The 23,590-nt window shown below is 73.3% G+C and carries 18 protein-coding genes; 9 read left to right on the top strand and 9 right to left on the bottom strand.

What is annotated here, in order from left to right:
- Window positions 1–8: 8 nt before the first annotated feature.
- Entirely contained in the window at window positions 9–2,690 is a 2,682-nt protein-coding gene (locus ACWCPN_RS26015; protein WP_451210601.1) for an ATP-binding protein, read from the bottom strand.
- Window positions 2,691–2,871: 181 nt separating this feature from the next.
- Between ACWCPN_RS26015 and ACWCPN_RS26020 the strand changes: the two genes are divergently transcribed.
- The 3 genes from ACWCPN_RS26020 (at window position 2,872) to ACWCPN_RS26030 (ending at window position 6,496) form a co-directional block, all read left to right on the top strand.
- The gene (locus ACWCPN_RS26020; protein WP_451210604.1) at window positions 2,872–4,191 is read left to right on the top strand and encodes an MFS transporter; all 1,320 of its coding nucleotides are present in this window, start codon (window positions 2,872–2,874) and stop codon (window positions 4,189–4,191) included.
- A 3-nt stretch (window positions 4,192–4,194) separates the two neighbouring features.
- Window positions 4,195–5,346, top strand: coding sequence for an anhydro-N-acetylmuramic acid kinase (locus tag ACWCPN_RS26025; RefSeq protein ID WP_451210607.1), 1,152 nt, complete (start codon window positions 4,195–4,197; stop codon window positions 5,344–5,346).
- 118 nt (window positions 5,347–5,464) lie between these two features.
- A complete protein-coding gene (locus tag ACWCPN_RS26030) occupies window positions 5,465–6,496 on the top strand; it encodes a DUF2510 domain-containing protein (protein ID WP_451210610.1) in 1,032 nt (343 codons plus the stop codon).
- 118 nt (window positions 6,497–6,614) lie between these two features.
- Here the strand turns inward: ACWCPN_RS26030 and ACWCPN_RS26035 are convergent, their stop codons facing one another.
- On the bottom strand, window positions 6,615–7,259 hold the full coding sequence (locus tag ACWCPN_RS26035) for a TetR/AcrR family transcriptional regulator C-terminal ligand-binding domain-containing protein (protein WP_451210613.1): 645 nt from the start codon (window positions 7,257–7,259) through the stop codon (window positions 6,615–6,617).
- A 201-nt stretch (window positions 7,260–7,460) separates the two neighbouring features.
- Here ACWCPN_RS26035 and ACWCPN_RS26040 point away from each other — a divergent pair, with 201 nt between their 5' ends.
- Together ACWCPN_RS26040 and ACWCPN_RS26045 are read left to right on the top strand one after the other, a co-directional pair.
- Entirely contained in the window at window positions 7,461–8,261 is an 801-nt protein-coding gene (locus tag ACWCPN_RS26040; RefSeq protein ID WP_451210616.1) for a phosphatase PAP2 family protein, read from the top strand.
- A complete protein-coding gene (locus ACWCPN_RS26045; protein WP_451210619.1) occupies window positions 8,258–9,223 on the top strand; it encodes a hypothetical protein in 966 nt (321 codons plus the stop codon). The genes ACWCPN_RS26040 and ACWCPN_RS26045 overlap by 4 nt, the downstream gene beginning before the upstream one ends.
- Before the next feature lie 90 nt (window positions 9,224–9,313).
- On the opposite strand, the gene ACWCPN_RS26050 is transcribed toward ACWCPN_RS26045, so the two are convergent.
- From ACWCPN_RS26050 to ACWCPN_RS26065, 4 genes are all read right to left on the bottom strand, one after another.
- Window positions 9,314–10,162: a phospholipid scramblase-related protein gene (locus tag ACWCPN_RS26050; RefSeq protein WP_451210621.1), complete on the bottom strand. Its 849-nt coding sequence runs from the start codon at window positions 10,160–10,162 to the stop codon at window positions 9,314–9,316.
- A gap of 66 nt (window positions 10,163–10,228) precedes the next feature.
- Complete coding sequence (locus tag ACWCPN_RS26055; protein ID WP_451210624.1) at window positions 10,229–12,277, bottom strand: phosphocholine-specific phospholipase C; 2,049 nt, start codon at window positions 12,275–12,277, stop codon at window positions 10,229–10,231.
- A gap of 204 nt (window positions 12,278–12,481) precedes the next feature.
- Entirely contained in the window at window positions 12,482–14,632 is a 2,151-nt protein-coding gene (locus ACWCPN_RS26060) for a galactose-binding domain-containing protein (protein ID WP_451210627.1), read from the bottom strand.
- A gap of 368 nt (window positions 14,633–15,000) precedes the next feature.
- On the bottom strand, window positions 15,001–15,672 hold the full coding sequence (locus ACWCPN_RS26065; RefSeq protein ID WP_451210630.1) for an MmyB family transcriptional regulator: 672 nt from the start codon (window positions 15,670–15,672) through the stop codon (window positions 15,001–15,003).
- A gap of 243 nt (window positions 15,673–15,915) precedes the next feature.
- On the opposite strand from ACWCPN_RS26065, the gene ACWCPN_RS26070 reads away from it, so the two are divergent.
- Together ACWCPN_RS26070 and ACWCPN_RS26075 are read left to right on the top strand one after the other, a co-directional pair.
- Window positions 15,916–16,572, top strand: coding sequence for a helix-turn-helix domain-containing protein (locus tag ACWCPN_RS26070; RefSeq protein WP_365124125.1), 657 nt, complete (start codon window positions 15,916–15,918; stop codon window positions 16,570–16,572).
- A 239-nt stretch (window positions 16,573–16,811) separates the two neighbouring features.
- Window positions 16,812–17,039, top strand: a complete 228-nt coding sequence (locus tag ACWCPN_RS26075) for a hypothetical protein (protein ID WP_351668166.1) — start codon at window positions 16,812–16,814, stop codon at window positions 17,037–17,039.
- Between the two features lie 26 nt (window positions 17,040–17,065).
- On the opposite strand, the gene ACWCPN_RS26080 is transcribed toward ACWCPN_RS26075, so the two are convergent.
- Both ACWCPN_RS26080 and ACWCPN_RS26085 read right to left on the bottom strand, forming a co-directional pair.
- Window positions 17,066–17,746, bottom strand: a complete 681-nt coding sequence (locus ACWCPN_RS26080; RefSeq protein ID WP_451210634.1) for a 4'-phosphopantetheinyl transferase family protein — start codon at window positions 17,744–17,746, stop codon at window positions 17,066–17,068.
- Window positions 17,694–18,599 carry a metallophosphoesterase family protein gene (locus ACWCPN_RS26085; protein WP_392292804.1) on the bottom strand — a complete coding sequence of 302 codons (906 nt, stop codon included), beginning with the start codon at window positions 18,597–18,599 and terminating at the stop codon, window positions 17,694–17,696. The genes ACWCPN_RS26080 and ACWCPN_RS26085 overlap by 53 nt, the downstream gene beginning before the upstream one ends.
- 270 nt (window positions 18,600–18,869) lie before the next feature.
- Here ACWCPN_RS26085 and ACWCPN_RS26090 point away from each other — a divergent pair, with 270 nt between their 5' ends.
- Window positions 18,870–19,997: an ATP-grasp domain-containing protein gene (locus ACWCPN_RS26090; RefSeq protein ID WP_451210637.1), complete on the top strand. Its 1,128-nt coding sequence runs from the start codon at window positions 18,870–18,872 to the stop codon at window positions 19,995–19,997.
- Between the two features lie 138 nt (window positions 19,998–20,135).
- On the top strand, window positions 20,136–21,821 hold the full coding sequence (locus tag ACWCPN_RS26095) for a carbohydrate binding domain-containing protein (RefSeq protein ID WP_451210640.1): 1,686 nt from the start codon (window positions 20,136–20,138) through the stop codon (window positions 21,819–21,821).
- A gap of 248 nt (window positions 21,822–22,069) precedes the next feature.
- On the opposite strand, the gene ACWCPN_RS26100 is transcribed toward ACWCPN_RS26095, so the two are convergent.
- Entirely contained in the window at window positions 22,070–23,407 is a 1,338-nt protein-coding gene (locus tag ACWCPN_RS26100; protein ID WP_451210643.1) for a 6-phospho-beta-glucosidase, read from the bottom strand.
- Window positions 23,408–23,590: the final 183 nt, after the last annotated feature.

Consider the following 23,590-nt stretch of genomic DNA (forward strand, 5'->3'; position numbering starts at 1 on the left):
CCCGGCCCTCAGCGCAGCCCGCGTCCCGTCTCCAGCACCTCCCGTGCCTGCGCCGCCAGGCCGTCCGCCCCGCAGGAACGCGCCAGGGTCAGGCCCCGGTCGAGCTCCGCGACCGAGCGGGTCGCGATGCCGTACTCGACCCGGGCGGCCGCGTGCTCGTACTGGCAGGGCGAGGCCTCCAGATAGGCGACGGCCTGGGCGGCGAGGCGCACCGCGCGCTGGCCGGTCTCCAGGGAGGCGGCCAGCCGCAGGGCCTCACCGATGGCGGTGTCGGTGCCGAACCGCTCGGCCTGCCGGCGGGCGTCCGCGGCGAGCCGGGCGGCGCGCGCCGGGTCCTGCGCGGCCAGGGCCCTGGCGAGGTCGAGGGACCAGGGGGCGAGGACCGGGTTGTGGCCGCCGCGGGAGGCGGCGGTCTTCTCGGCGGCCTCCAGTTCGTTGATGCCGTCCTCGGTACGGCCGACGGCGAGCAGCAGCCGGCCGCGCACCGAGCGGATGTCGGGCAGCACGATGGTGGACGGATAGGGCGGGGCGAAGCCGTACCGCCCGGCGATCGACCAGGCCTCCTCGACGTCGCCGCGGGCCAGCAGGGTGTCGACCAGCCCGCAGGTCGCGGACCAGTACAGCGGCAGGCCGCGGCCCACGCGCTCGGCGAGCACCAGTGCCTCGCGCAGCGCGGTCTCGGCGTCGCGCAGCCGGCCCTGCCGGCGGTAGGCGAGACCGAGGAAGGCGTTGGCCAGGGAGAGGTGGCCGCCGCGCCAGCCGGCGCCGGTGTAGGCGCGCAGGGCCTCGGAGAACAGGCTCTCGGCGCGGTCGAGCCGGTCGGCGTAGGCGTACGCGCTGCCGAGCATCATCAGCAGCTCGATGCCCCACTCCCCGTCGGTCCAGCCGAGCCCGGGCGCCAGGCGGCCGTTGACGAGGGCGCGGTCGCAGGACTGGACGACGTCCTCGGCGCTCTCGCCGTGGGTCATGGCGTCGAAGCCGCGCAGGATCAGCAGGGCGCGCTCGGAGTTGTCGCGGCCGGTGCAGGTGGCGGCGAGTTCGGCCAGGCGCCGGGAGCGTTCCTGGGAGACGGTCTCGCCGTGGATGCCCTCCCACATGAACTGCACGGCCTGCAGCCGCATCCGGACCGGGGACGCCGGGTGCCGGGCGGCCTCGGCCTCCACGGTGCGGACGGCCTCCTCCAGTTGGTCGTTGTGCAGCAGCGCCTGGGAGAGCCGGACGACGGCGTCGACCCGCTGCCCGTCGTCGAGGCCGGGCATGGCGAGGGCGCTGCGCAGGTGCTCGACGGTGACGGCGGGCGCGGTCAGCAGGGTGGCCCGGCCCAGTTCGTAGAGCACGTGGGCGTGGACCTCGGGGCGCGGCGGCTCCCGCAGGGCGCGTTCCAGACAGCGGCGGGCCGCGTCCGGCGCGCCGACGGCGAGGTGTTCGCGGGCCGCGTCGCGGAGCTGCTCGACGAGTGCCTCGTCGTCGTCCGGGTGCACCTTCAGCAGGTGCCGGGAGGCCTCCGCGGCGCCGTGTCCGGTCTCGGTGAGGATCTGTGCGGCGACCCCGTGCATCGCGGTGCACACGCCGGCGGGGATGGAGTCGTAGACGGCGGAGGCGATCAGCGGGTGGACGAACTCCAGCTCGCCGTCCCCGGACTCGGTGCCGGCCACGGGGTCGGGTTCGGTGAGGATGCGGGCGTTGCCCAGCAGTTCGGCGCAGCTCCCGGCGACTTCGGCGCTCATGCCGGCGAGCCGGGCGACGAGGTCGACGGAGATGCCGGTGCCGAGGATGGCGGCCGCCCAGGCGAACCGGGTGGCGTCGATGCCGAGCCCCTTGAGCCGGTCGACGAGGCCGCCGCCGCGGGCGGAGCGGTTCAGGGCGCGCAGTTCACCGGCCCGGGCCTCGACCGGCTGGACCTCGCTGTCGCGCACCTTGGCGAGGAGTTCGACGGTGTCGTAGGGGTTGCCGCCGGTGACGGCCCAGACCTCGCGGCAGAACGGGTCGTCGGCGTGCCGGCCGACGGTCGCGCGGGTGAGCCCGGCGGTGGCGTCCGGGGTGAGGGCGCTGAGGCCGACGGCACGGGCCGAGGCGGCGGCCACCGCGTCGAGGTGCCGGGCGCTGTCGCCGCTGACCTCGCCGGGCCGGCGGGCCACCACGACCAGCACGGACAGGTCGTCCAGGCGTTCGGCGAACGCGGCGAGCCAGTGCAGGGTCTCCTGGTCGGCCCAGTGCGCGTCGTCGACGAGCAGGACCAGCGGCCACTCGCGGCGGGCGAGCCGGCGCACGGCGGCGACGAGTCCGTCGCACACGTACTGCGGGTCGGCGGAGGCCTCCTGCGGGTCCACTATGCCGAGGGCCGGTCCCGCTATGTCGTACCAGTCGCCGAGGTACTCCCGGGCCTCCCCGGGCAGCAGGGAGACCAGCGCGGGCTGCAGCAGCTGCCGGACCACGTTGAACGGGACGGACCTCAGCGTCTCGCCGCCCCTCGCGGACCACACGGTGCAGCCGCGCCGTTCGGCCATGCGGCGGGTCTCGTTCAGCAGCGCGGTCTTGCCGAGGCCGGCCTCGGCCCGGAAGACGAGCAGACTGCCCGCGGACGACCGGTCGGCGCACAGGGCGTCGAGCGCCTGCGTGACCGTGGCGATCTCCGTGTCCCGCTCCCACAGGGGAGCCGAGCCGGTCGCCGGCGGCCGTCCCTCCGTCATCCCGTTACCTCCCCGGGTCGCCCGAATGACGTACAGACCCCGAGCGTAGCCGTCCGGTGGGATGTGTGGTGACCGGTCGGGACACGTGTTGCCCCGCCGGGTGAAGAAAGTCGCGGGCGTGCGACGCGCACCCCGCCCGACCAGCCGGTGTCCGGCGGACGGACCGTCAACAGGACTGGGAATGAAGCAGCTTTTCGAGGTACCCGGCGATCACGGGCGTCCGGGGTCGCGTGCCGGTGCGGCACCCCGGGTGCCCACGGTGCGGGCGGTGGCGGCGGGGTCGGTGGGCAACCTCGTCGAGTGGTACGAGTTCGGTGTCTACGGTTCCCTGGCCACCGTGCTCGCCGAGCGGTTCTTCACCCCGGCGGGCGGGAGCGCGACCGAGGGGCTGGTGCGGACGTACGCCTCCTTCGCGCTGGCGTTCTTCTTCCGGCCGCTCGGCGCCGCCCTGTTCGGCCGGCTGGGCGACCGGCTGGGGCGGCGGCCGGTGCTGATCGCGGTGATCACGCTGATGACGGCGGCCACGACGCTGATCGGCGTGCTGCCGACGTACGCCACGGCGGGCGCCCTGGCCCCCTGGCTGCTGACGTTCCTGAGGATCGTTCAGGGCCTGTCGGCGGGCGGCGAGTTCGGTGGTGCCGTGGCCGTGCTGACGGAGCACGCCCCGCCGGGCCGGCGCGGACTGTACGGCGCGTGGCAGTCGTTCACCGTGGCACTCGGCCTGCTGGCCGGCACGTCGGTCGCGGCGGGCACGGCCACGGTGCTCACCGGGACCCAGCTCGCCGACTGGGGCTGGCGGTTGCCGTTCCTGCTGTCCCTGCCGCTGGGGCTGCTCGCGCTGTGGCTGCGGACCGGTCTCGAGGAGACGCCGGAGTTCCGGGAGCGGGGCCGCGCGCCCGCCGGGGCGCGCGGTGAGGCCCGGGCCGTGGTGCGGACGGTGCTGCTGGGCGCCGGGCAGATCATGGGCTGGGCGGCGGCCGGCTACACGTTCCTCGTGGTCCTGCCCTCGTATCTCCAGGCCGCCCTGCACGCGGACGTCCGGCAGGCACTGGTGGCCACCGTGCCGGCCGGCGCCGGCTTCGCCGCCGCGATCCTGCCGGCGGGCCTGCTCAGCGACCGGATCGGGCGGCGGCCGGTGATGCTGGCCGGGGCGGTGCTGGTCGTCGTCATGGCGGTGCCCGTGTTCGATCTGCTCCAGGACCCGGGGGCTTCCGCCGCGGCCCGGGGCGCGGCGGTCGCCGCCGCGGGCGCGGTGGTGGGCCTGATGGCCGGGCCGGGGCCCGCCCTGCTGGCCGAGCAGTTCCCGGTCCGGGTGCGCTGGACCGGTCTGGGGCTCGCCCACTCCCTGTCCAACGCGGTGTTCTCCGGCTGCGCGGGGCTGATCATCACGGAGGCGGTGCGGCGCACCGGGAATCCGGACGTGCCCGCCTACTACGCGGCGGCGGCCTGCGCGCTCAGCGCGCCGGCCCTGCTCTGGCGGCCCTCGGGAAAGGCGGGTTGAACGGTGCGGGTGATCGGGCTGATGTCGGGGACGTCGTACGACGCCGTGGACGCGGCGGCGGCTGATCTGCGTCTGGACGGCGACACGCTGGTGCTGGAGCCGCTGGGGATGGTGAGCGCGCCGTACGACGGCGCTCTGCGGGCCGCGCTCGCGGCGGCGCTGCCGCCGGCCGCCGTCCCGCTCGGCGAGGTGTGCCGGCTCGACACCCGGATCGGCCAGGCGTTCGCCGCGGCCGCCGTCCGCGCCGACCGTGAACTCTGCGCCGGGCGCGGCGAGCTGGTGGCCTCGCACGGGCAGACCGTCCACCACTGGGCGGAGGCGGGCCGGGTGCACGGCACGCTCCAGCTCGGACAGCCCGCGTGGATCGCCGAGGCGACCGGGCTGCCGGTGGTCGCCGACTTCCGCGCCCGGGACGTGGCCGCCGGCGGTCAGGGCGCGCCCCTGGTCAGCCTGGTCGATTTGCTGTGGCTGCGGGGCAGGCCGGGCAGGCCCGTGGCGCTGAACATCGGCGGCATCGCCAACCTGACCGCTCCCGACGGCACGGCGTTCGACACCGGGCCGGGCTGCGCACTGCTCGACGCGGCGGCCCGGCACTTCAGCGGCGGGCGGCTGGCCTGCGACACCGACGGAGCGCTGGCCGCGCGTGGCCGGCCGGACGGGGCGCTGCTCGACCGGCTGCTGGCGGAGCCGTACTACGCGCTCGAACCGCCCAAGACGACCGGCAAGGAACTGTTCCACGCCGGGTATCTGCGGTCGGCCGGCATCGAGGCGCTGGCCGCCGAGGACGCGCTGGCCACGCTGACCTGGCTGACGGCGCGGACGGTCGCGGACGCGGTGCTCCGCGTCGGGGCCGGCGAGGTGGTGGTCTCGGGCGGGGGCACCCGCAACCCGGTGCTCATGTCCGCGCTGCGGGACCGGCTCCCCGGCGTCGCGGTGCGCGGCTCCGACGAGCTGGGCCTCCCCGCCCCGGCGAAGGAGGCGTACGCCTTCGCCGTGCTCGGTTTCCTCACCGCGCACGGTCTGGCCGGCACCGATCCGCGCAGCACCGGCGCCCGGCACCCGAGCGTGCTCGGCTCGGTGACACCGGGCCGGGACGGACTGCGGCTGCCGCCGCCGGCGGGGCGGGGGCCGGTGCGGCTCGTGGTGGCCCGGTGACGGTGGCCGGGCCGCCGCCGGGGCACGCCCGGGAATTCTCGGGAGAAATGTCCCGGTGCGCGAAGTTGGCGGCGGATCCTCTCATCCCGCTTTCACCGATGCCTCATACGGTGGGGGCATGACGCAGGTGACTCCTCCCGGGTGGTACCCCGACCCCGGGCAGACGAATGACGGTCCGCCCACCGAGCGCTGGTGGGACGGCAAGGCCTGGACGGACCAGACCCGCCCCGCCGGTACGGCCGCCGCGTGGGGTCCCCCAGCGCAGCAGCCGGCCTACGGCGCGCAGCACGTTCCCCCGGCGTACCAGCCCTACGGGGCGCAGCCGGGGTATCCGGCGTACTCGGCGTATCCGGCCCAGCCCCCGGCCGCGCCGCGGCGCGGTCTGCGCACGGGCATAGCCGTGGGGGCCGCGGCCGCGGTCCTGGTGTGCATCGGGGTCGGGGTGTACGCCCTCGCCAAGGACGACGGGGGCGGCGGCCCCGAGCGCGCCGGCTCGCAGCAGGGGCAGGACGGCCGGACCGGCGGCCAGGGCGGGCCCGGCGGCGGCCCGGGGGGTTCCGGCGGTGACGGCGGGTCCGGCGAGCCGCCCGCGCCCCGGGGTTCCGGGGCGCCGAAGGTCCAGGGCGGCGGCACGGTTCCCGATCCGGTGAACGGCATCAGCCTGCCCGTGCCGAAGGGCTGGACCGGGGAGTCGATCGGGGTCGGCGCCCAGGTGACCTCCGGGGACTCCTACAAGTGCCCCGGCAACAGCGCCCAGACCTGCACCGCGGGCGGCGCCTACACCGCGCCCGCCCTCGCCCTCAAGACGAAGGGCGACACCGCCGAGGAGGTCGCCAGGGCGGACATCGCGGCCAACGCCAAGCAGTCCTACGGCGGCACCACCTACGGCAGCATCACCTCGCACGAGGTGCTGTCGGCCAAGGCGGTGACGGTGGCCGGGCAGAAGGGCTACGCGGTGCGCTGGAAGGCGGTCACCAGCAAGGGCGCCGACGGCTATGTCGAGTCGGTGGCCTTCCCCTCGCCCAACAACGCCAAGCGGATGGTCGTGGTGCGCTTCGGCGTGGACGTCGGCGCGGACGTGGCGGTCATCGACGAGATCCTCAAGGGCATCGAGGTCTCGTCGGGCGGCGGGAGCGGCCAGAACGTCTGAGCCCGTCCGGGGAAAGCGGTCGGCCGGGTGGGGCGCCCCTCCGCTCAAGGGGAACCCCACCCGGCCGGGGGGTGCGCGCCGCCCCCGTCCCCACGGTGCGGCGCGAGCAGGTCACCGTTCAGTCATCCCGTGAACGGCGGCCTGGGTCCGGTGTCAGTCCGAGCGCGGGCAGCACGGTGGCCTCCACGAAGCGGACGAGGTAGTCGGCGTCGGCGTACTGCCCGCTCAGGACCGGCCGGACGCGCAGGACGCCGAACATCATGGCCGGGACGTACTCCAGCGCGGGATGGTTCGCGGGCACCTCGCCGCGTGCCACGCCCCGCGCCAGCATCTCCTGGAGCTCGGCGATCTCCGGCAGGACCAGGGCCTCGCGCAGCGCCTGCGCCAGCTCGTGGTCGCCCGTGACCGCGTGGCCCAGCGCCTGCATCAGCCGGGTGTCCTTGTTGGACCAGTCGCCCGCGGCCCGCGCGGCCAGGCGTAGGTCCTCGGCGAGCGAACCGGTGTCGATGCCGGCGAAGCGCACCTTGCGGTTGGCCCGCAGCGCGGCCGCGACGAACTGGGGTTTGGTCTTCCACTGCCGGTAGAGCGTGGACTTGCTGCACCGGGTGCTGTGGGCGACACCCTCCATGGTCACGGAGTCGTAGCCGCACTCGCGGATCTGCTCCAGCACGGCGTCGAAGAACTCCCGCTCACGCTCGGGCGTGAGCTTGGAGCGGCGCGAGGCGGCGACCGTGTCCGGTCCGTCTTCGGCCTGCGACGTCATGCGTTGCCTCTCCTCACTCTGTTCCGGGCGGTGCCCGGGTCTCCAGTGTGTCGCACCTCAATCGATACGCCAGTGTACCGGTACTTCAGCGTATCGGTACACTGGCGTATCGGTACGGAGACGTATCGATGACTTCAGGGCCCGGAGAGCGGGCCCGGGCCGCACCACCAACCGCACGACCGTCAGCAAAGGGGCCGGGGGATGAACGCCCGAACCGAGCCTGCAGCAGCGGAGCCGGACGCCACAGCGACCGCGCGACCGCCGCTCCTGCGCGAGCTCCTGCTCGTCGCGGGACTCTTCCTCGTCTACAAGCTCGGGCGGCAGCTGGCCGTCGGCCACACCGCGAACGCCTTCCACAACGCCCATCGCGTCTGGGACCTCGAACGTGCCGTGCGACTGCCCGACGAGACGTCCGTGCAGTCCGCACTGCTGCACGGCGACCTCCTCGTCCACCTGGCGAACACCTACTACGCGGCCGTCCACTTCCCGGCCACGCTGGCGTTCCTGGTCTGGCTCTACGTCAGGCGCCCCGCCCACTACGTCTGGGCCCGGCGGGTGCTGGCGGCGGTGACCGCGGCCGCCCTGGTGCTGCCGTTCACGTTCCCGCTGGCCCCGCCGCGGATGCTGACCGGTACCGGCCTGCTGGACACCGCCCGGATATACGGTCCCTCGGTCTACGGGTCGCCGGCCGGCGACCACCTGTCCAACCAGTTCGCGGCGATGCCCTCGCTGCACTTCGGCTGGGCGCTGATGGTGGCGGTGGGCCTGATGACGGCCACCCGCTCGCGATGGCGCCGGCTGTGGCTGCTGCATCCGCTGGTCACCCTGCTGGTGATCGTCGGCACGGCCAACCACTACTGGGTGGACGCGCTGGCGGCGGCCGTCATGCTCGGCACCGCGCTGGCGGTCGTCCGCGCGCCGCGGCACCCGTCCGGTACGGCCGGGGACGCCCCGCGGCTGCCCGCACAGCGGGGGCCCGTCCTGGCGGGAGCCGGCCGATGAGCGCCGCGGCCCTGCTCGCCCTCGGCCTGTCCCTGGTCTCCGCCGTCGCCTACGCGGCGGCCGCCGTGGCCCAGGAACGCCTCGCCTCCCGCAGCCCCGGCACGGGCATGGCGCGGCTGCTCGGCACCGGCGCGTGGTGGTCGGCGGTCGGCCTGAACGCGGGCGCCGCGCTGCTGCACGTGGTGTCCCTCAAGTACGGGCCGCTGACGGTCGTCCAGCCGCTCGGTGCGCTCACCCTGGTCGCGGCCGTGCCGCTCGGGGCGCGGGCGGCCGGACGGCGCGTCAGCGCGGTGGAGTGGCGCGGTACCGCCCTCACCCTGCTGGGACTCGCGGCGGTGCTGGTCACGGCCTCCGGACCGGCGCCGGAACGGATACTGAGCCTGCCCGAGGCGCTGGTGGTCGCCGGTGCCACCGCGACGCTGATCGGTCTGCTGTCCCGGCCCGGCGCCCGGCCGGGTCTGCGGCACGCCACGGCTTCGGGATTCGCCTCCGGGGTCGCCTCGGCCCTCACCCAGACGGTGACGGTGGCGGCCACGGACCACTCCGGTGCCGGCCCGGGCCTGGAGGTGATCGTGGTCGCCGTCCTCGTCGCCGCCTTCTCCACCGGCGGACTGCTGCTGTCGCAGACGGCCTACCGCGGCGGCCTGGGCGCCCCGCTGGCCATGGTCACCCTGGCCAATCCGGTGGCCGCCGCGGTCATCGGCCTGACCCTGCTCGGACAGGGCCTGCGGGGCGGGGCCGGCGGAGTGCTGCTGGCGCTGGCCGGGGCCGGCCTCGCCGCTCGGGGCGTGCTCCTGCTGACCCGGGCCGCGCCCGCACCCGACGGACCCGGCGGACCCGAGGGGCATGACGAGGAGCACCCGGTCGCGGCGGTCCTGGCCCTGGAGCCGGGCACGGCCACGGCGGAACCGCTGCTGGTGCCCCGGCGGCCGGAGCAGCCGGGCCATCTCACCGCGCTCTGAACGACAAACGGCGGCGGCCGGTGCCCGCGGATGCTCCGCGGGAACCGGCCGCCGCCGTACTTCCCCCTGACCGTGGCCCGGCCGGGCCGGTCAGCCCCAGCCCCGCGAGTCCTGCTTGAGGGCGGTGTCGACGGTCAGGGCCGTCGCCACGACGAGGCTCAGCAGCGGCTCGGGGAGCTGGTAGTGGATCTGCAGGACGTAGTTGTCCGCGGTCGTGAACAGCGTCTTGGCGAGGCCTTCCCAGGTCTTGGTGATCCGGGCGACCTCGTTGTCCGCGTGGTCGACGATGGCGAAGTTCCAGGCCCGCCAGTTCTCCGCCTTGATCGCGCCGACCTGCTGGCCGTTCACGTTCATCGCGAAGTTGATCTTGCCGATCATGTTCTTCTGGACGATCTCGCCGACCGGCGAGCCGTCCGGACGGGTCACGATGACCCGGGACTTGAAGATCTTCGCGGGCCGGGTCAGCACGAGCTGCGGCTGGCCGTGGGCGTCGCGGATCTCCAGCTTGTGCGTCATGAACTGGTCGAGGCTGGAGACGAAGCGCAGGATCTTCTTCAGCGCGTTCTGGCCGACCTCGGTGACCGCGCCGATCTCACGGCCGCTCTGATCCATGACCTTGTACTCGTTGGTCAGCTCGATCAGCTTGGCCTTCTGGTTCACCACCAGGACCGGCTCGGTGAAGAGCGTGCCGCCGCCGGGACCGCCGGCCGCCACGCCCGCCTGCTTCTGCACCTGGCGCTGCACCTTGGCGTCACCCGTCTGCTGCTGCGGGATGTGGGCGGCCTGCTGCTGGGGAGCGGCCGGCGGAGCCTGGCCGGCGCCCTGCTGCGCCGGGTTGGTGTGCTCGGTCCACTGGGTGCCGTCCCAGTAGCGCAGCGTCTGGGCCGCCCCGTGCGGATCGGGGTACCAGCCTGCAGGAGTGTTCGATTGCGTGGTCACCGGGGCACACTACCCTGATGTGACCGGTACCTGACCAGTCCGCCCGGAGCGGTGTTCATCGCCCGTTCACTCCGTGCTGATGGCCGGGTCGCTGACCCCGGGCCGCCCGTTCTCGACATGGCCCGCGAAGCCCCGGAGGAACGCCGGGTCGGCGTCCGTGGTGACCTCGAGGTCGTACCAGCGCCGGCTGGACGCGAGCGGGACGGTCCGCCGCACGGTGGCCCCGGCCCGCACCGTCACCGTGACCGGGTCGCCGCCGTAGCCGTTGACGAGCTTCAGCCGTGCCGTGCCGGAGCCCCGGTTGGTGAAGGCGAGTTCCACGTCGTCACCGGTGTGCCGGGCCGTCACCTCCGGTCCGGCCGTGCCGTTGCGTCCCTTGAACACGCGCAGGAAACCGTTCGGGCCGTGCACGGTGAGGTCGTAGGAGCCGCCCGAGTAGGCCGAGTTCCAGGTGTCGGAGAGGGCCTTGCCGGCCTCGGTGGTGTAGGTCCACGGCCCGTCGCCGCGGTTGCCCGAGGTGACGAGGAACGCGGCACCCGCGTGCGCGCCGGAGGCGAAGGCGAGGGTGAACTTCCCGGCCGCCGTGTCCGCCGAACCGTCTACCGCCGGCGCGTACTTCAGCGGACGGGTGGGACGGCTGCCGCGTTCCTGCCGGGGCAGTGCCGGGGTGGCGGGCGGGGTGGGCACGTAGTCGGGGTGGCGCTCGTGGTCCGGCGGCCGGTAGCCGGCCGTGGACGGCAGCGCCACCGGCGCCGTGTCCTTGCGGGTGAAGTCGAAGGCGGAGGTCAGGTCGCCGCATATGGCCCGGCGCCAGGGCGAGATGTTCGGCTCCCGGACGCCGAAGCGGTTCTCGATGAACCGGATGATCGAGGTGTGGTCGAGTGTCTCGGAGCAGACGTATCCGCCCCTGCTCCAGGGGGAGACGACCAGCATCGGCACCCGCTGGCCGAGTCCGTAGGGGCCCGCGGCGTGGCCGGCGTCGCCCTTGAACAGGTCGGGCCCGGGGTCCACGGTCGACCGGCCCCGGTCGGCGGAGGCCGGCGGGAAGGGCGGGATCACGTGGTCGAAGAAGCCGTCGTTCTCGTCGTAGGTGATGAACAGCGCCGTCCTCGACCAGACCTCCGGGTCGGAGGTCAGCGCGTCCAGCACCTGGGAGACGTACCAGGCGCCGTAGTTGGCGGGCCAGTTCGGGTGCTCGGTGAAGGCCTCGGGGGCGACGATCCAGGAGACCTGCGGCAGCTTCCCGGAGGTGACGTCGGAGCGGAGCCGGTCGAAGAAGCCCTCGCCCCTGCGCGCGTCGGTGCCGGTGCGGGCCTTGTCGTACAGCGGACTGCCCGGCTGGGCGGTCCGGTACTGGTCGAAGTAGAGCAGCGAGTTGTCTCCGTAGTTGCCGCGGTAGGCGTCGTCGATCCAGCCCCAGCCGCCCTGCGCGTCGAGACCGTCGCCGACGTCCTGGTAGATCCGCCAGGAGACGCCGGCCTTCTCCAGGCGCTCGGGGTACGTCGTCCAGCCGTAGCCCGCCTCCTCGTTGCCGAGGACCGGGCCGCCGCCCTTGCCGTCGTTGCCGGTGTACCCCGTCCACATGTAGTAGCGGTTGGGGTCGGTGGAGCCGATGAACGAGCAGTGGTAGGCGTCGCAGACGGTGAAGGCGTCGGCGAGCGCGTAGTGGAACGGGATGTCCTCGCGTGTCAGGTACGCCATCGTCGTGGGGGACTTGGCGGGCACCCACATGTCGTACCTGCCGCCGGCGAACGCGGTGTGGCCGTCGTTCCAGCCGTGCGGGAGGTCCTGGATGAAGGCGAGGCCGAGGTCGTCGGCGTCCGGGTGGAAGGGGAGGACGTCCTTCGTGCCGTCGGACTGCTTCCAGACGGACCTGCCGTTCTGGGTGACCGGGCGGGGGTCGCCGAAGCCCCGGACACCTCTGAGTTTGCCGAAGTAGTGGTCGAACGAGCGGTTCTCCTGCATCAGGACGACGATGTGCTCGACGTCCCGGACCGAACCCGTGCGGTGGTGGGCGGGCAGTGCGGCGGCCCGCTGGATGCTGCCGGACAGCGCGGTGAACGCTGTCGTGGCGCCCGCGAGCTGCAGGAAGCGGCGCCGGTTGACTTCGGACATGGGTGAACGTCCTCTCATCCTGACGTGGGGACTGCCGTCAGATGACGGAAGCTGCGCGAAGCGAGTGTTCCAAGAGCAGCAAACGTCAGGGAAGTATCTGATGGCACCCATGTGAAACCCGCGGGTCCGCCGGGTGCCGCCGGCCGCGTCGGGCGGCCGGCGGCGGCGCGAGCGCCGTGCCGGGGCGTCGCGCGCCCGGCCGGCTCAGTTCGCCAGGTAGGCCTCCACCTCGCTGAACTGGCCTGCCGGCCAGCCCGTGTTGGCGCTGACGGAGAGCCGGAGGTAGCGCAGGTTCGTACCGCTCGGCAGGGAGACGGTGGCCGTGTTGCCGGTGGCGGGGTCGAAACGGCAGCCCTGCGCGCCGGCGACCGTGGAGTAGGCCGAGCCGTCGGCGCTGCCCAGCACCGTGACGGTCTGGGTGCGGGTGCCCCAGGCGGCGGACGGGGGCAGCTTGAGCACCACGCGGCGCACCGCGTAGGAGGAGCCGAGGTCGACCGTCAGGGCCTGCGGGAAGGCGTTGTTGGCCGACTCCCAGTAGGTGCCCGCGTCCCCGTCGACCGCCTTGCCCGGCGTGTAGACGTCCTGCGAGCCGGTCGCGGTGGCCGGGCGGCCCTTGGCGAGGTTGCGGTTCGGGTCGGGGGCGGGGCTGCCCTGGCCGGGCTGCGGCCAGGTGGAGCAGTCCGCCCAGGTGCCGGCCCAACCGGAGTTGCCGCCGCCGTCGGTGAGCGTGAAGGCGCCGGAGTTCGCCGGATAGGGGCAGTTGTAGACGCCGGCGGAGCCGACCTGGGTGGCGGTGACGTCGCGGAAGGCCGCCGCGCCCGGGGTCTCGGCCTGGACCACGACCGTGCCGGTGTTCCGCACGGTCGCGCCGGTCACGCTGACGCCCCGCACCTGACGGCCCTGTCCGCCGCCGGAGACGAACTCGAAGGCGCTGTACGGGCTGTCGGTGATGGTGGTGTCGGTGATGTTCACCGTCGCGTCGATCGTGCTGTCGTAGGAGTCGACCCGCAGCGCGCCCATCGGGTGGTTCCAGTTGGGGTTCAGCGCGCCGGTGCGCACCAGCGTGTTGCCGTCGACCGTGATGGTGCCGGCCAGCGGGGAGAAAGGGTCGAGGAACTTCTGGTTGGAGATCGCGATGCCGCTGCCCAGGGCGTTGGTGTCGGATATCAGGTTGCCGCGCACCGTGATGTCGGTGCCGCCGTAGATTGCGATGCCGTTGGCGAGGTTGGGCTGCGAGATGGTGTTGTTCTCGAAGCTGGAGTCGGTGTCCGGTGCGTACAGCGACCACATGGCGAGCGCGTCGTCGCCCTGGTTGCGCAGGAAGTTGTTGCGGACCCGGACGCCCCTGGCCGTGCCATTGAGGTTGAGGCCGTCGGCGGTGGTGTCGAGGACGCGGTTGTTCTCCACCACCAGGTTGTCGTTGTTGCCGGTCAGCCACAGCCCGACCTTGAGGTGCTGGAGCCACATGCCGGAGACGGACGAGTCCGGTCCGAGGGAGCCGTTGACGAAGTTGTCCGGGCTGGAGTCGACGCGCTCGGCGACCTCGCCGATGACCGCGAAGTCCTTGATGTGGACACCGCCCGACGAACCGGTCTGGTCGATGAAGCGGGAGCTGTGCACGACCGAGTGCCAGCTGCCCGCGCCCCGCAGGGTGACGTTCTGCACCCCGCTCAGCGAGGAGGTGAGCCGGTAGTCGCCCGGCGGGATCCACACCACTCCGCCCCGGGCCGCCGCGACGGCGTCCCGGAAGGCCTGGGTGGAGTCGCCGCTCCCGCTGGGGTCGGCGCCCTTGGAGAGGACGGACACCGAGCCGGCGGGCTGGCTCGCCGCCGCCGCGACCTGCTCGAAGTCGGCGACGTCGACGGTGACCTGGGTACCGGCCGCCTCGAAGGCGACCTTGTCGCCGGCCTGGACGTCCCGGCCCAGCGGCATCCGGGCGTCGTCGTAGAAGTGGTGGGTCTTCGACCCCGTGATCCAGCCGGTGTCGACGTAGGAGTACTTGGCGGTGACCGGAAGGGTACGGGCGAGCCTGGTGCCGTTGACGTAGACGTTCAGCGAGCCGGACTGACCGTCCGGGACGCTGTAGGCGACGTTCACCGCGTTGGCGGCGCGCGGCACGGTGAACTCCACACGCTGACCGGCGGCGAGCCGCACGGCCTGCCGGCCGGAGGCCTCCGAGGCGAGGCTGCCCTGGGTGTATTCCGGGCCGATCCTGGTGCCGGTGGTGCTCGCCGACTCCGCCTCGACGGAGGTGAAGGGGAGCGTGGCGCCGGAGGCGGCGTGCGCGGCGGGCGCCAGGGTGACGAGCAGGCCGGCGGCGAGGGCGACGACCGCCCCGATAGCTGTAGCTGGCATGCGCCTGACATGTAAGGCGTTGCTGCGGTGCATGTGCCGGTCCCTTCGTGGTGGGGGTCGGGGGACAGCAGGAGAGTGCGCCTGCGGGGCGCCGCACACTCAAGCACCGTCAACATTCGTTCACAAGATGCCGCGCAGAATCCGTAATTATTTGACAGTGCAGCGGATAGCTGAAACGACACTGCCGCGCATGCGCGAAAGGGGCGGCTTCGTAGGCTTGTCGCCGCAAGAACAGCGCAAGCCACGCAAACGGATTGCGTGGCTTGCGTACGGGGCGCCTCGGGCGCGATGAGGTGATGAGCCGCGCAGAGAGCCGCGGAGGTTTCTGGCCCGGCCCCGTCGACGACCTGAACGCCGACGGAACCGGGTCAGTCCATGGGGGCCGGAACGACCGTCAGATGCGATCCGGCGCCGCGTGTCCGGCGCTGACGGCGCGCGGTACCGGCCGGGCGGCGGGCGTCGCGCAGCACCATCGTCAGCCGGGTGCAGCCGATCTCGTCGAGGGTGCGCGGCGTCTCGTCGACGATCCTGCACTCGGTGGCACCCCGGCGCGGGTCGGGGTGGTGCAGCAGGCGCACGGCGCCGTCGATCCGGGTCGCGGCCTCACCGACGGCGCGGATCCAGTGCGGCAGGCCCTGCCGGTAGGCGGCCTCCATGATCGGGTCCTGACCGATGTCCCGGCGGATGGCCTGGAGTTCGTGGTCGTGACCCGAACGGTCCAGCGCGGCCTTCAGGTGGGCCAGCATCGGCAGGCACCAGCCCTGCTCGTGCTCACCGAGGATGCCGCCGGCATCGGGGTGGAACAGCACGAAGCGCAGGAAGTTGTCCCCGGGCATGGCGGTCGGATGGGGGCGCACCCCGCCGAAGAGGTTCCCGTAGGCACCGTTGGCCAGCACGACGTTCCAGCGGTGGTCGACGACCAGGGACGGGAAGGGTACGGCTTCCACCAGCACGGCGTAGTCCTGGAGGTACCCCTGTACCTCGCAGCCCTCGGGGACGGGCCGCGGCGCCGGCCACTGCCCTCCTGCCTGATGTGCCATCGGGAGGTCACCCCTCTTGCCTCTGCCGGCCTTCGCGCGGCGAGTGTGATCCTGCTGCCCGGACAAGAGCCGTGTCAACTATCGTGGCATTTCATGCCGGTTGACGGCTGAAATTCGCCACAGTTGTGGCGAGACCTGGATGCGGGTTCCAAGCACCCGCTACTCTCCGGGAAGTTCACGACATCCGCTTGTGAGAAGCACGGAACGCACCTGAGGCCTTCGAGAGACGTAGGAGTTCTGTCGGTGACGGATGGCTACGAGGATCCGGGCGCCACCGAGACCGCTCAGCTGTCGGCCGTCGCCGCCCGCGTCACCGCGCTCGCCGACCGGCTCGGCGTGCCGCACACCGAGGTCTTCGACGTGGGGCGGCTCTCCGTCGCCTGCGGTGTCCCGGAGCCGGTGGTCAAGGCTCTGCTCAGCGGCCGCCCGGCGGGCGAACCGGACGTCCAGGCCCGCTTCCTGCAGCGCCTGGACCTGCTGCGCCGCACCCGGCTGAAGCCGAACGGGCGCAAGTACACCCAGCAGGAGATCGCGGACGGCGCGGGCATGTCCCGGCAGCAGGCGGGGGCGCTGATCAACGGCGACCGGCGGCCCACCATGGAGCACTGCGACGCGCTCCAGCGGTTCTTCCGGGTGCACGCCGGATTCCTGACCGCGGAGGACGCCGAGGCGCTGGCGGGCGCCCTGCAGCGCGGCGAGCAGGAACTGCTGCAGAAGCTCGCCGACCGGGAGCGGGCCGCCGCCGAACCGGCGGCCGACCCGCTGGAGCGGCTGCTGCAGGACCACGGGGTCCGCGGGATCGCCTGGCGGGCCGCGCAACTGCCCACCGACCAGCACCGGGACAAGGTCGCCGAGTGGCTCGACATGCTCCTGGAGAGCGTCCAGCGACCCGAGGCGTAGAGCGTCCCGGACCACGGGTGCAAGGGTGTTCCGCCGCGCACGCGTGCCGTCCGCCGGGCCGCTTCGGCCGCCAAGTGCCGTGCCACCGGGGGTACGGCGTCCGCTGAGCGGGCGAACCCGGGCCCGGCCGCGCGGCGTTGTCAGTGGTGGACGGCAAGCTGGAGTCGTGCGCCGTACGACGCGGCGCACGGCGCCGCAGCGCGCGTGATCCGTGACGCCGAACCGGGGAGAGCCGACCGATGACCACCGCCGTACTGACCGATCGTGAGCGCACCGCCGTCCAGGCCTATCTGCGGCTGCTGCACACCGTGCGCGCGGCATTCGACGGACCGCCGGACGGGCCCCGGCCCGTCCTGGTGCCGCCCGCCGTGCTCGCCGAGGCGGACGGGGCGCTGGCACGGGCCGGGCTCGCGGGCAACGAGGAGGAGTTCTTCGGGCTGCTGTCCCACTGGTGCCCGCAGGAATGAGGTCCGGTTCCGGGTGACCGTCCTGCTCACTGGTGCGGGACGGTCACCGACGACAGCACCAGCCCGTCCCGGACCAGCCAGCTCCCCGCGAACGCGCCCACCCGGACGCCGCCGACCAGCGGGCCGGGGACGAGCAGCCGGGCGTGGAAGCCGCCGCGCGCGCCGGGGCCGGGGGCGGCGGTGAGTTCGATGTCGGCCTCGGAGAAGTCGAGCCAGGCGCGGGTGAGGGGGAACCAGGCCTTGTAGACGGACTCCTTGGCGCTGAACAGCAGCCGGTCCCAGTGCACGGCGGGCCGGGCGGCGGACAGCGCGCGGTGCCGGTCCTGCTCGGCGGGGAGCGCGATGGTGCCGAAGACGCCGTCCGGCAGCGGGGCGTGCGGTTCGGCGTCGATGCCGAGGGAGGCCAGGTCGCCGGCGCGTACGAGCGCGGCGGCGCGGTAGCCGTCGCAGTGGGTCATGCTGCCGGCCAGGCCGTCCGGCCACACGGGGGCGCCGCGCTCGCCGGTCAGCACGGGCTGCGGTGCCACCCCGAGCTTCTCCATGGCCCGCCGGGCGCAGACCCGGGCCGCCGTGAACTCCCGGCGGCGCTTGCTCACCGCCCGCGCGACGAGCGCGCGCTCCTGCGGGTACAGCAGGGCCTCGTCGGTGTCCTGGTCACCGTGCGACTCCACGGCCACCACCGACTCCGGGAGCAGCTCCTCGATCACCGGGTCCGACCTCCATCGGCAGTATGCGGCGCGGCTGCCCCGGGGGTACCGGGCGCTTGCGCCATTCGCGGGGGTATCCCACGGACACCTCTTCGAAGCGGACTCCCTCGTGCCAGGTCGTCCGCGGGATGTGCAGGTGGCCGTAGACCATCGTCTCGACCCGGAACCGGTGGTGCCAGTCGGCGGTGAGGGTGGTGCCGCACCACATGGCGAACTCGGGGTACCAGAGCACGTCCGTCGGGTGCCGGTCGAGCGGGTAGTGCCCGGCCAGGACGGTCGGCAGGTCCGCGGGCAGCTCGGCGAGCCTGCGCTCGGTCTCGGCGACGCGGGCGCGGCACCAGTCCTCGCGGGTCGGGTAGGGGTCGGGGTGCAGCAGGTACTCGTCGTTGCAGACGATGCCGGTGCTGTGCGCGTAGGCCAGGCCGTCCGTCTTGGTGGCGCAGCCGTCCGGCAGGTAGGAGTAGTCGTACAGCAGGAACAGCGGCGCGACGACCACCGGGCCGCCAGGGCCGCGCCACACCGGGTACGGGTCCTCGGGCGTGAGCACGCCCAGCTCGCGGCACACGGCGACGAGGTGCTCGTAGCGGGCGACGCCGCGCAGGGTGACGGTGTCCTTGGGGTGGGTCCACAGCTCGTGGTTGCCGGGTGCCCACAGGACCTTGGCGAAGCGGTCCGCGAGGGTGCCGAGCGCCCACCGGATGTCCTCGACGGTCTCGGCGACGTCGCCGGCCACGATCAGCCAGTCGTCGTCCGTGGTGGGGCGCATCCGCTCCACGAGCTCGCGGTTCTCCGGATACGAGATGTGCAGGTCGCTGATGGCCAGCAGCTGTCCGGCCCCGGCCGTCGACTCCACCCCGTGCCCCCTTCCGATCATGCCGTGGGCACCACCAGAACACATTCACGAGGCACGGGCAAGGGGATCTTTGGCCACGGACCGCCGTTCCGGGCCGGGGGAATCCGTAACCTGCGCGTTGCACGCGCCGGCGTTTGAAAGCCGTATGATCGCCCCGACACCGGCGCCCCTAACTCCCCCCCTTTCGCGGGGCCGTTCGGTGTTCCTTCCTCCCTCCTGCCCGGGCACGGGCCGCTTCGCCGTGCCCGAAAGCCCCGAAAGGCGGCCTGCATGCCCTCTCGCGTACGCGTCTGGCTCAACCGCACGTACGCGGAGAACGTCTTCTTCATGGATCAGCTGCGGAGAAATCCCGGCGACCGGGCGGTCGAGATCCACGCCACGCACGGCGACGCCGACTCCCCCGTGCTGGCCGCGGCCGACACCGCCGAGCTGGAGCCGGAGGGCCTGTCGCCGGCCGCGTACGTGGAGTACGCCCTCGACCAGTGCGTACGGCGCGGGATAGACGTGTTCGTGCCCCGGCTGCACCAGGCGGCGATCGTGGCGCACCGCGCGGACTTCCGGGCGGCCGGTACGGCACTGCTGGCGCCGACGCCCGAGGCGGTGGCCGTGTTCGAGGACAAGGCGACCGCGTACGAGGCGGCGTCTGCCGTCGGCGTGCCGGTGCCGCCCTGGTGGCGGGTGCGTACGGCGGACGAACTCATGTGCGCTGTAGAGGAGTTGGAGGCGGCCGGGGAGCGGGCGTGCTTCAAACCGGCGTCCGGCGCGGGCGGGGTCGGCTTCCGGATGATCACCCGCGCGCCCTTCTCGCTCACGCACCTGAGCGGGTTCCCGGGGCCGTACGTCCAGCTCGACCTGGTGGTCGAGGCGCTGCGGCGGGCCGAGGAGCCGGTGGACTGGCTGGTGATGCCGCGGCTGGAGCAGCCGGAGGTGTCGGTGGACTGCCTCACCGGGCCGGACAACCGGGTCCGGCTGGCGGTGGGCCGCACCAAGAACGGCCGCCGCCGGGGCTTCACGCTGCGCGAGCGGTGGCTGGCGCCGGCCCGGCTGCTCGCGGAGGGCTTCGGACTGCACTACCTGTCCAACATCCAGTTCCGGATGCACGGTGACCGGCCGGTGCTGATGGACGTCAACACCAGGCCGGCCGGAGGACTGCACCAGCTCTCGCTGTGCGGGGTCAACGCCCCCTGGGCGGCCGTACGGCTGGCGCTGGGTGAGGACCCGGGCGTGATCGAGCCCCCGTTCCTGGGCCAGGACTACACGGTGGTGTCGGCGCCGCGGACGCTGCGGCCGGTGTCCGTGCCCCAGCAGCGGGCCCCGGAGACCGCGCTCCCCGCCGTGCCGGCGCCCGCCGACGGAGCCGCCAGGGAGGCCGGCGCCCCCGCCGCCGCCCCGGCGTGACGCCCTCACGCCCCACACCGGCCCGGACCAATCCGAACTCGGCCTATTGACACCCCGATTGGTCCATACCAACTTGGTTGGCGCACCTTCCGCATTCCCCTGCACTCCCGGACACCCCCATCCCCACAGGGAGATCGCGTGCGCCACATACTCGGGCGTCCCAGACGCCGGCTCCTCGCCCTGCTCGGCTCCGCCGCCCTGGCCCTCGGCGGGGCCGTCGCCCTTCCGGGCACCGCACAGGCGGCCAACGTCCTCACCAACCCCGGCTTCGAGTCGGGCGGCCTCTCCCCCTGGACCTGCACCGGCAACCTCGGCTCGGTCGTCTCCTCCCCCGTGCACGGCGGCTCCAAGGCCCTCCAGGGAGCGGTGAGTTCGAGCGACAACGCACAGTGCGGCCAGACGGTCGCGGTCAAGCCGAACACCGCGTACACCCTCAGCGGCTGGGTCCGGGGTTCGTACGTGTACCTCGGCGTCGACGGCGGCGCCTCCACCTGGACCACCTCCCCGTCGGCGTACAGCCGGCTCAGCGTCTCCTTCACCACCGGCGCCTCGCAGACCAGCGCCACCGTCTACGTGCACGGCTGGTACGCGCAGGGCTCGTACCAGGCCGACGACATCCAGCTCGACGGCCCCGGCGGCGGGGGCGGCGGGGACACCCAGGCGCCGACCGCGCCCGGCGGGCTCACCTCGACCGGCAAGTCCTCCACCAGCGTGTCGCTGAAGTGGAACGCCGCCTCGGACAACGTGGGCGTGACGGCGTACGACGTCTACGCCGGATCGAGCCAGGTGCTCAGCGTCTCCGGCACCTCCGCCACGGTCAGCGGGCTCTCGCCGAGCACGTCGTACACCTTCACCGTGAAGGCGCGGGACGCGGCCGGGAACGTGTCGCCGGCCTCCAGCGCGGTGTCCGTCACGACGGACGCCGGGACCGGCGGCGGCACCGGCTTCAAGCAGGCGGCCCCCTATCTGTACGAGGGCTGGGGTGATCCGCCGAACCCGACCACGGTGATGAGCGCGACCGGCGTCAAGTGGTTCACCATGGCGTTCATGCTGGACTCGGGCGGCTGCAACCCGGCCTGGGACGGCAGCCGGGCGCTGACCGGCGGCGTCGACCAGACCGCCGTCAACCAGATCCGTTCGGCGGGCGGTGACGTCGTCCCCTCGTTCGGCGGCTGGCAGGGCAGCAAGCTCGGCGCCAACTGCTCCTCGGCGAGCGCGCTGGCGGGGGCGCTGCAGAAGGTGATCGACGCCTACTCGCTGAAGGCGATCGACATGGACATCGAGAACACGGACGAGTTCGAGAACGAGGCCGTGCAGGCGCGGATCCTCACCGCGCTGAAGACGGTCAAGGCCAACAACCCCGGCCTGAGGACCATCGTCACCTTCGGCACCTCCACCACCGGCCCGACCTACTACGGCAACCGGCTCATCGAGCAGGCGCAGTCGCTGGGCGCCGACATCGACGTCTTCACGATCATGCCGTTCGACTTCGGCGGCGGCTCCGACATGTACGGCAGCACCGTGAACGCGGCGGACGGGCTGAAGAACAAGCTCAAGTCGACGTTCGGCTGGGACGACGCGACCGCGTACTCGCACATCGGCATCTCCGGCATGAACGGCCTGTCGGACCAGCAGGAGAACACGACCCCGGCGATCTGGACCCAGATCCGCGACTGGGCGAACTCGCACCACATCGCGCGGCTGGCCTACTGGGCGGTCAACCGCGACCGGCCCTGCCCGGGCGGCGGCGTGGTGAGCAACTGCTCCGGCATCAGCCAGAGCACCTGGCAGTTCACCTCCATCACGGCCGGTTTCACCGGCTGAGCACGGCGGCGCACGGCCACGTCCCCCCGGCTTCCCGGCCGGGGGGATTTTTTTCCGCCCGGGGTGTATCAGGGGGTGGCCCCGCGACTCTCAATAGCAGGAACACGGGGGAAGCACGGGGGAGGCACCGACGGGGGAACGGGGGATCGGACCGGCCGGCCGCGGTCACGGGGAGCGGCCGGCCGGCCCGGCGGACGAACCCCGGCCGCGTCGGGCGGAGGAGGCGGGGCCGGCGCACGGGGCCGGGTCTACCTCAGGTACGCGAGCCCGGGATGGACGGCCGTGTACCCCTCCACCAGACGCCGGGCCACGTCGACCGAATCGACCAGCGGATGCAGCGCGAACGCCTTCACGGCCGTGGCGCGCGAACCCGACCCGGCGGCGGCCAGCACCTCGCGCTCGACGGCCTTGACCGCGCACACCAGCCCGGTGGCATGGCCGGGCAGCGGGGCGACGGCGACCGGGTGGGCGCCGTTGGCGTCGACCAGGCAGGGCACCTCGACGACGGCGTCGTCGTCCAGGACCGGCACGGTCCCCCGGTTGCGGACGTTGAGGATCAGCGTGGCGCGCTCGTCCCGGGCGACGGCCCGCATCAGGGCGAGGGCGACCTTCTCGTAGCCGCCCGAGAGGTCATCGGCCTCACGCTCGCCGGCGCCCGCCGTCTCGCGGTTCTCCGCCATGTAGGTCGCCTCGCGCTCGGCCCGGGTCCGCTCCCAGGCACCGAGGGCGGAGACGTCCGCGCGGCGGGCCTCGTCGTAGAAGCGTGCCTGCTGCTCGCGCAGGAAGGCGCCGCGGGTCTGCTCCGCCTCCTGGTAGGCGCGCACCGCCTCGCGGTTGAAGTAGTAGTAGTGCAGGTACTCGTTGGGGATCGCGCCCAGCGACTGCAGCCAGTCGGCGCCGAAGAGCCTGCCCTCCTCGAAGGAGCCGAGCAGCCCCGGGTCGGCGAGCAGGCGCGGCAGTTCGTCGCGGCCCTCCACGCGCAGGCCGCGCAGCCAGCCGAGGTGGTTGAGGCCGACGTAGTCGATCCAGGCGTCCTCGGGCCTGACCCCGAGCACCCGGGCGACCCGGCGGCCGAGGCCGACCGGCGAGTCGCAGATGCCGATCACGCGGTCGCCGAGGTGACGGGACATGGCCTCGGTGACCAGCCCCGCCGGATTGGTGAAGTTGATGACCCAGGCCTCCGGGGCCAGACGGGCCACCCGCCGCGCGATGTCGACGGCGACCGGGACCGTCCGCAGGCCGTAGGCGATGCCGCCCGCGCCGACCGTCTCCTGGCCGAGGACCCCCTCGGCCAGGGCCACGCGCTCGTCGTCCGCCCGGCCCCGGAGGCCGCCGACGCGGATCGCGGAGAAGACGAAGTCGGCATCGCGCAGGGCCTCGTCGAGGTCGGTGGTGGTGGTCACGCGAGGGGCGTCGGCGACGGCCGACGCCTGCTCGGCCAGCACCCGGGCGACCGCGTACAGCCGGCCGTCGTCCGGATCGTGCAGCACGACCTCCGTGACCCGGCCCGCGCCGCGATCGGTCAGCAGTGCCCCGTACACGAGCGGAACCCGGAAGCCGCCGCCACCCAGAATCGTCAGTCTCACGCCTGCACCCTCGCACATCGGAACGCGCGGCGGGGAAAGGCCCCGCACCGTGGGCCGGGACCGGTGAACCGGCGGTGCCCCCGCTGCCGCGCGCACCGCCGGACCCTGCCGCGGCGGCGCGGTCTGCTCCGGTACGGGTGACTTCATGGCATGAACTCCCCTGCCTGCAAAGGAGAATCCCTG

This window comes from Streptomyces sp. NPDC002386, from assembly GCF_053593175.1.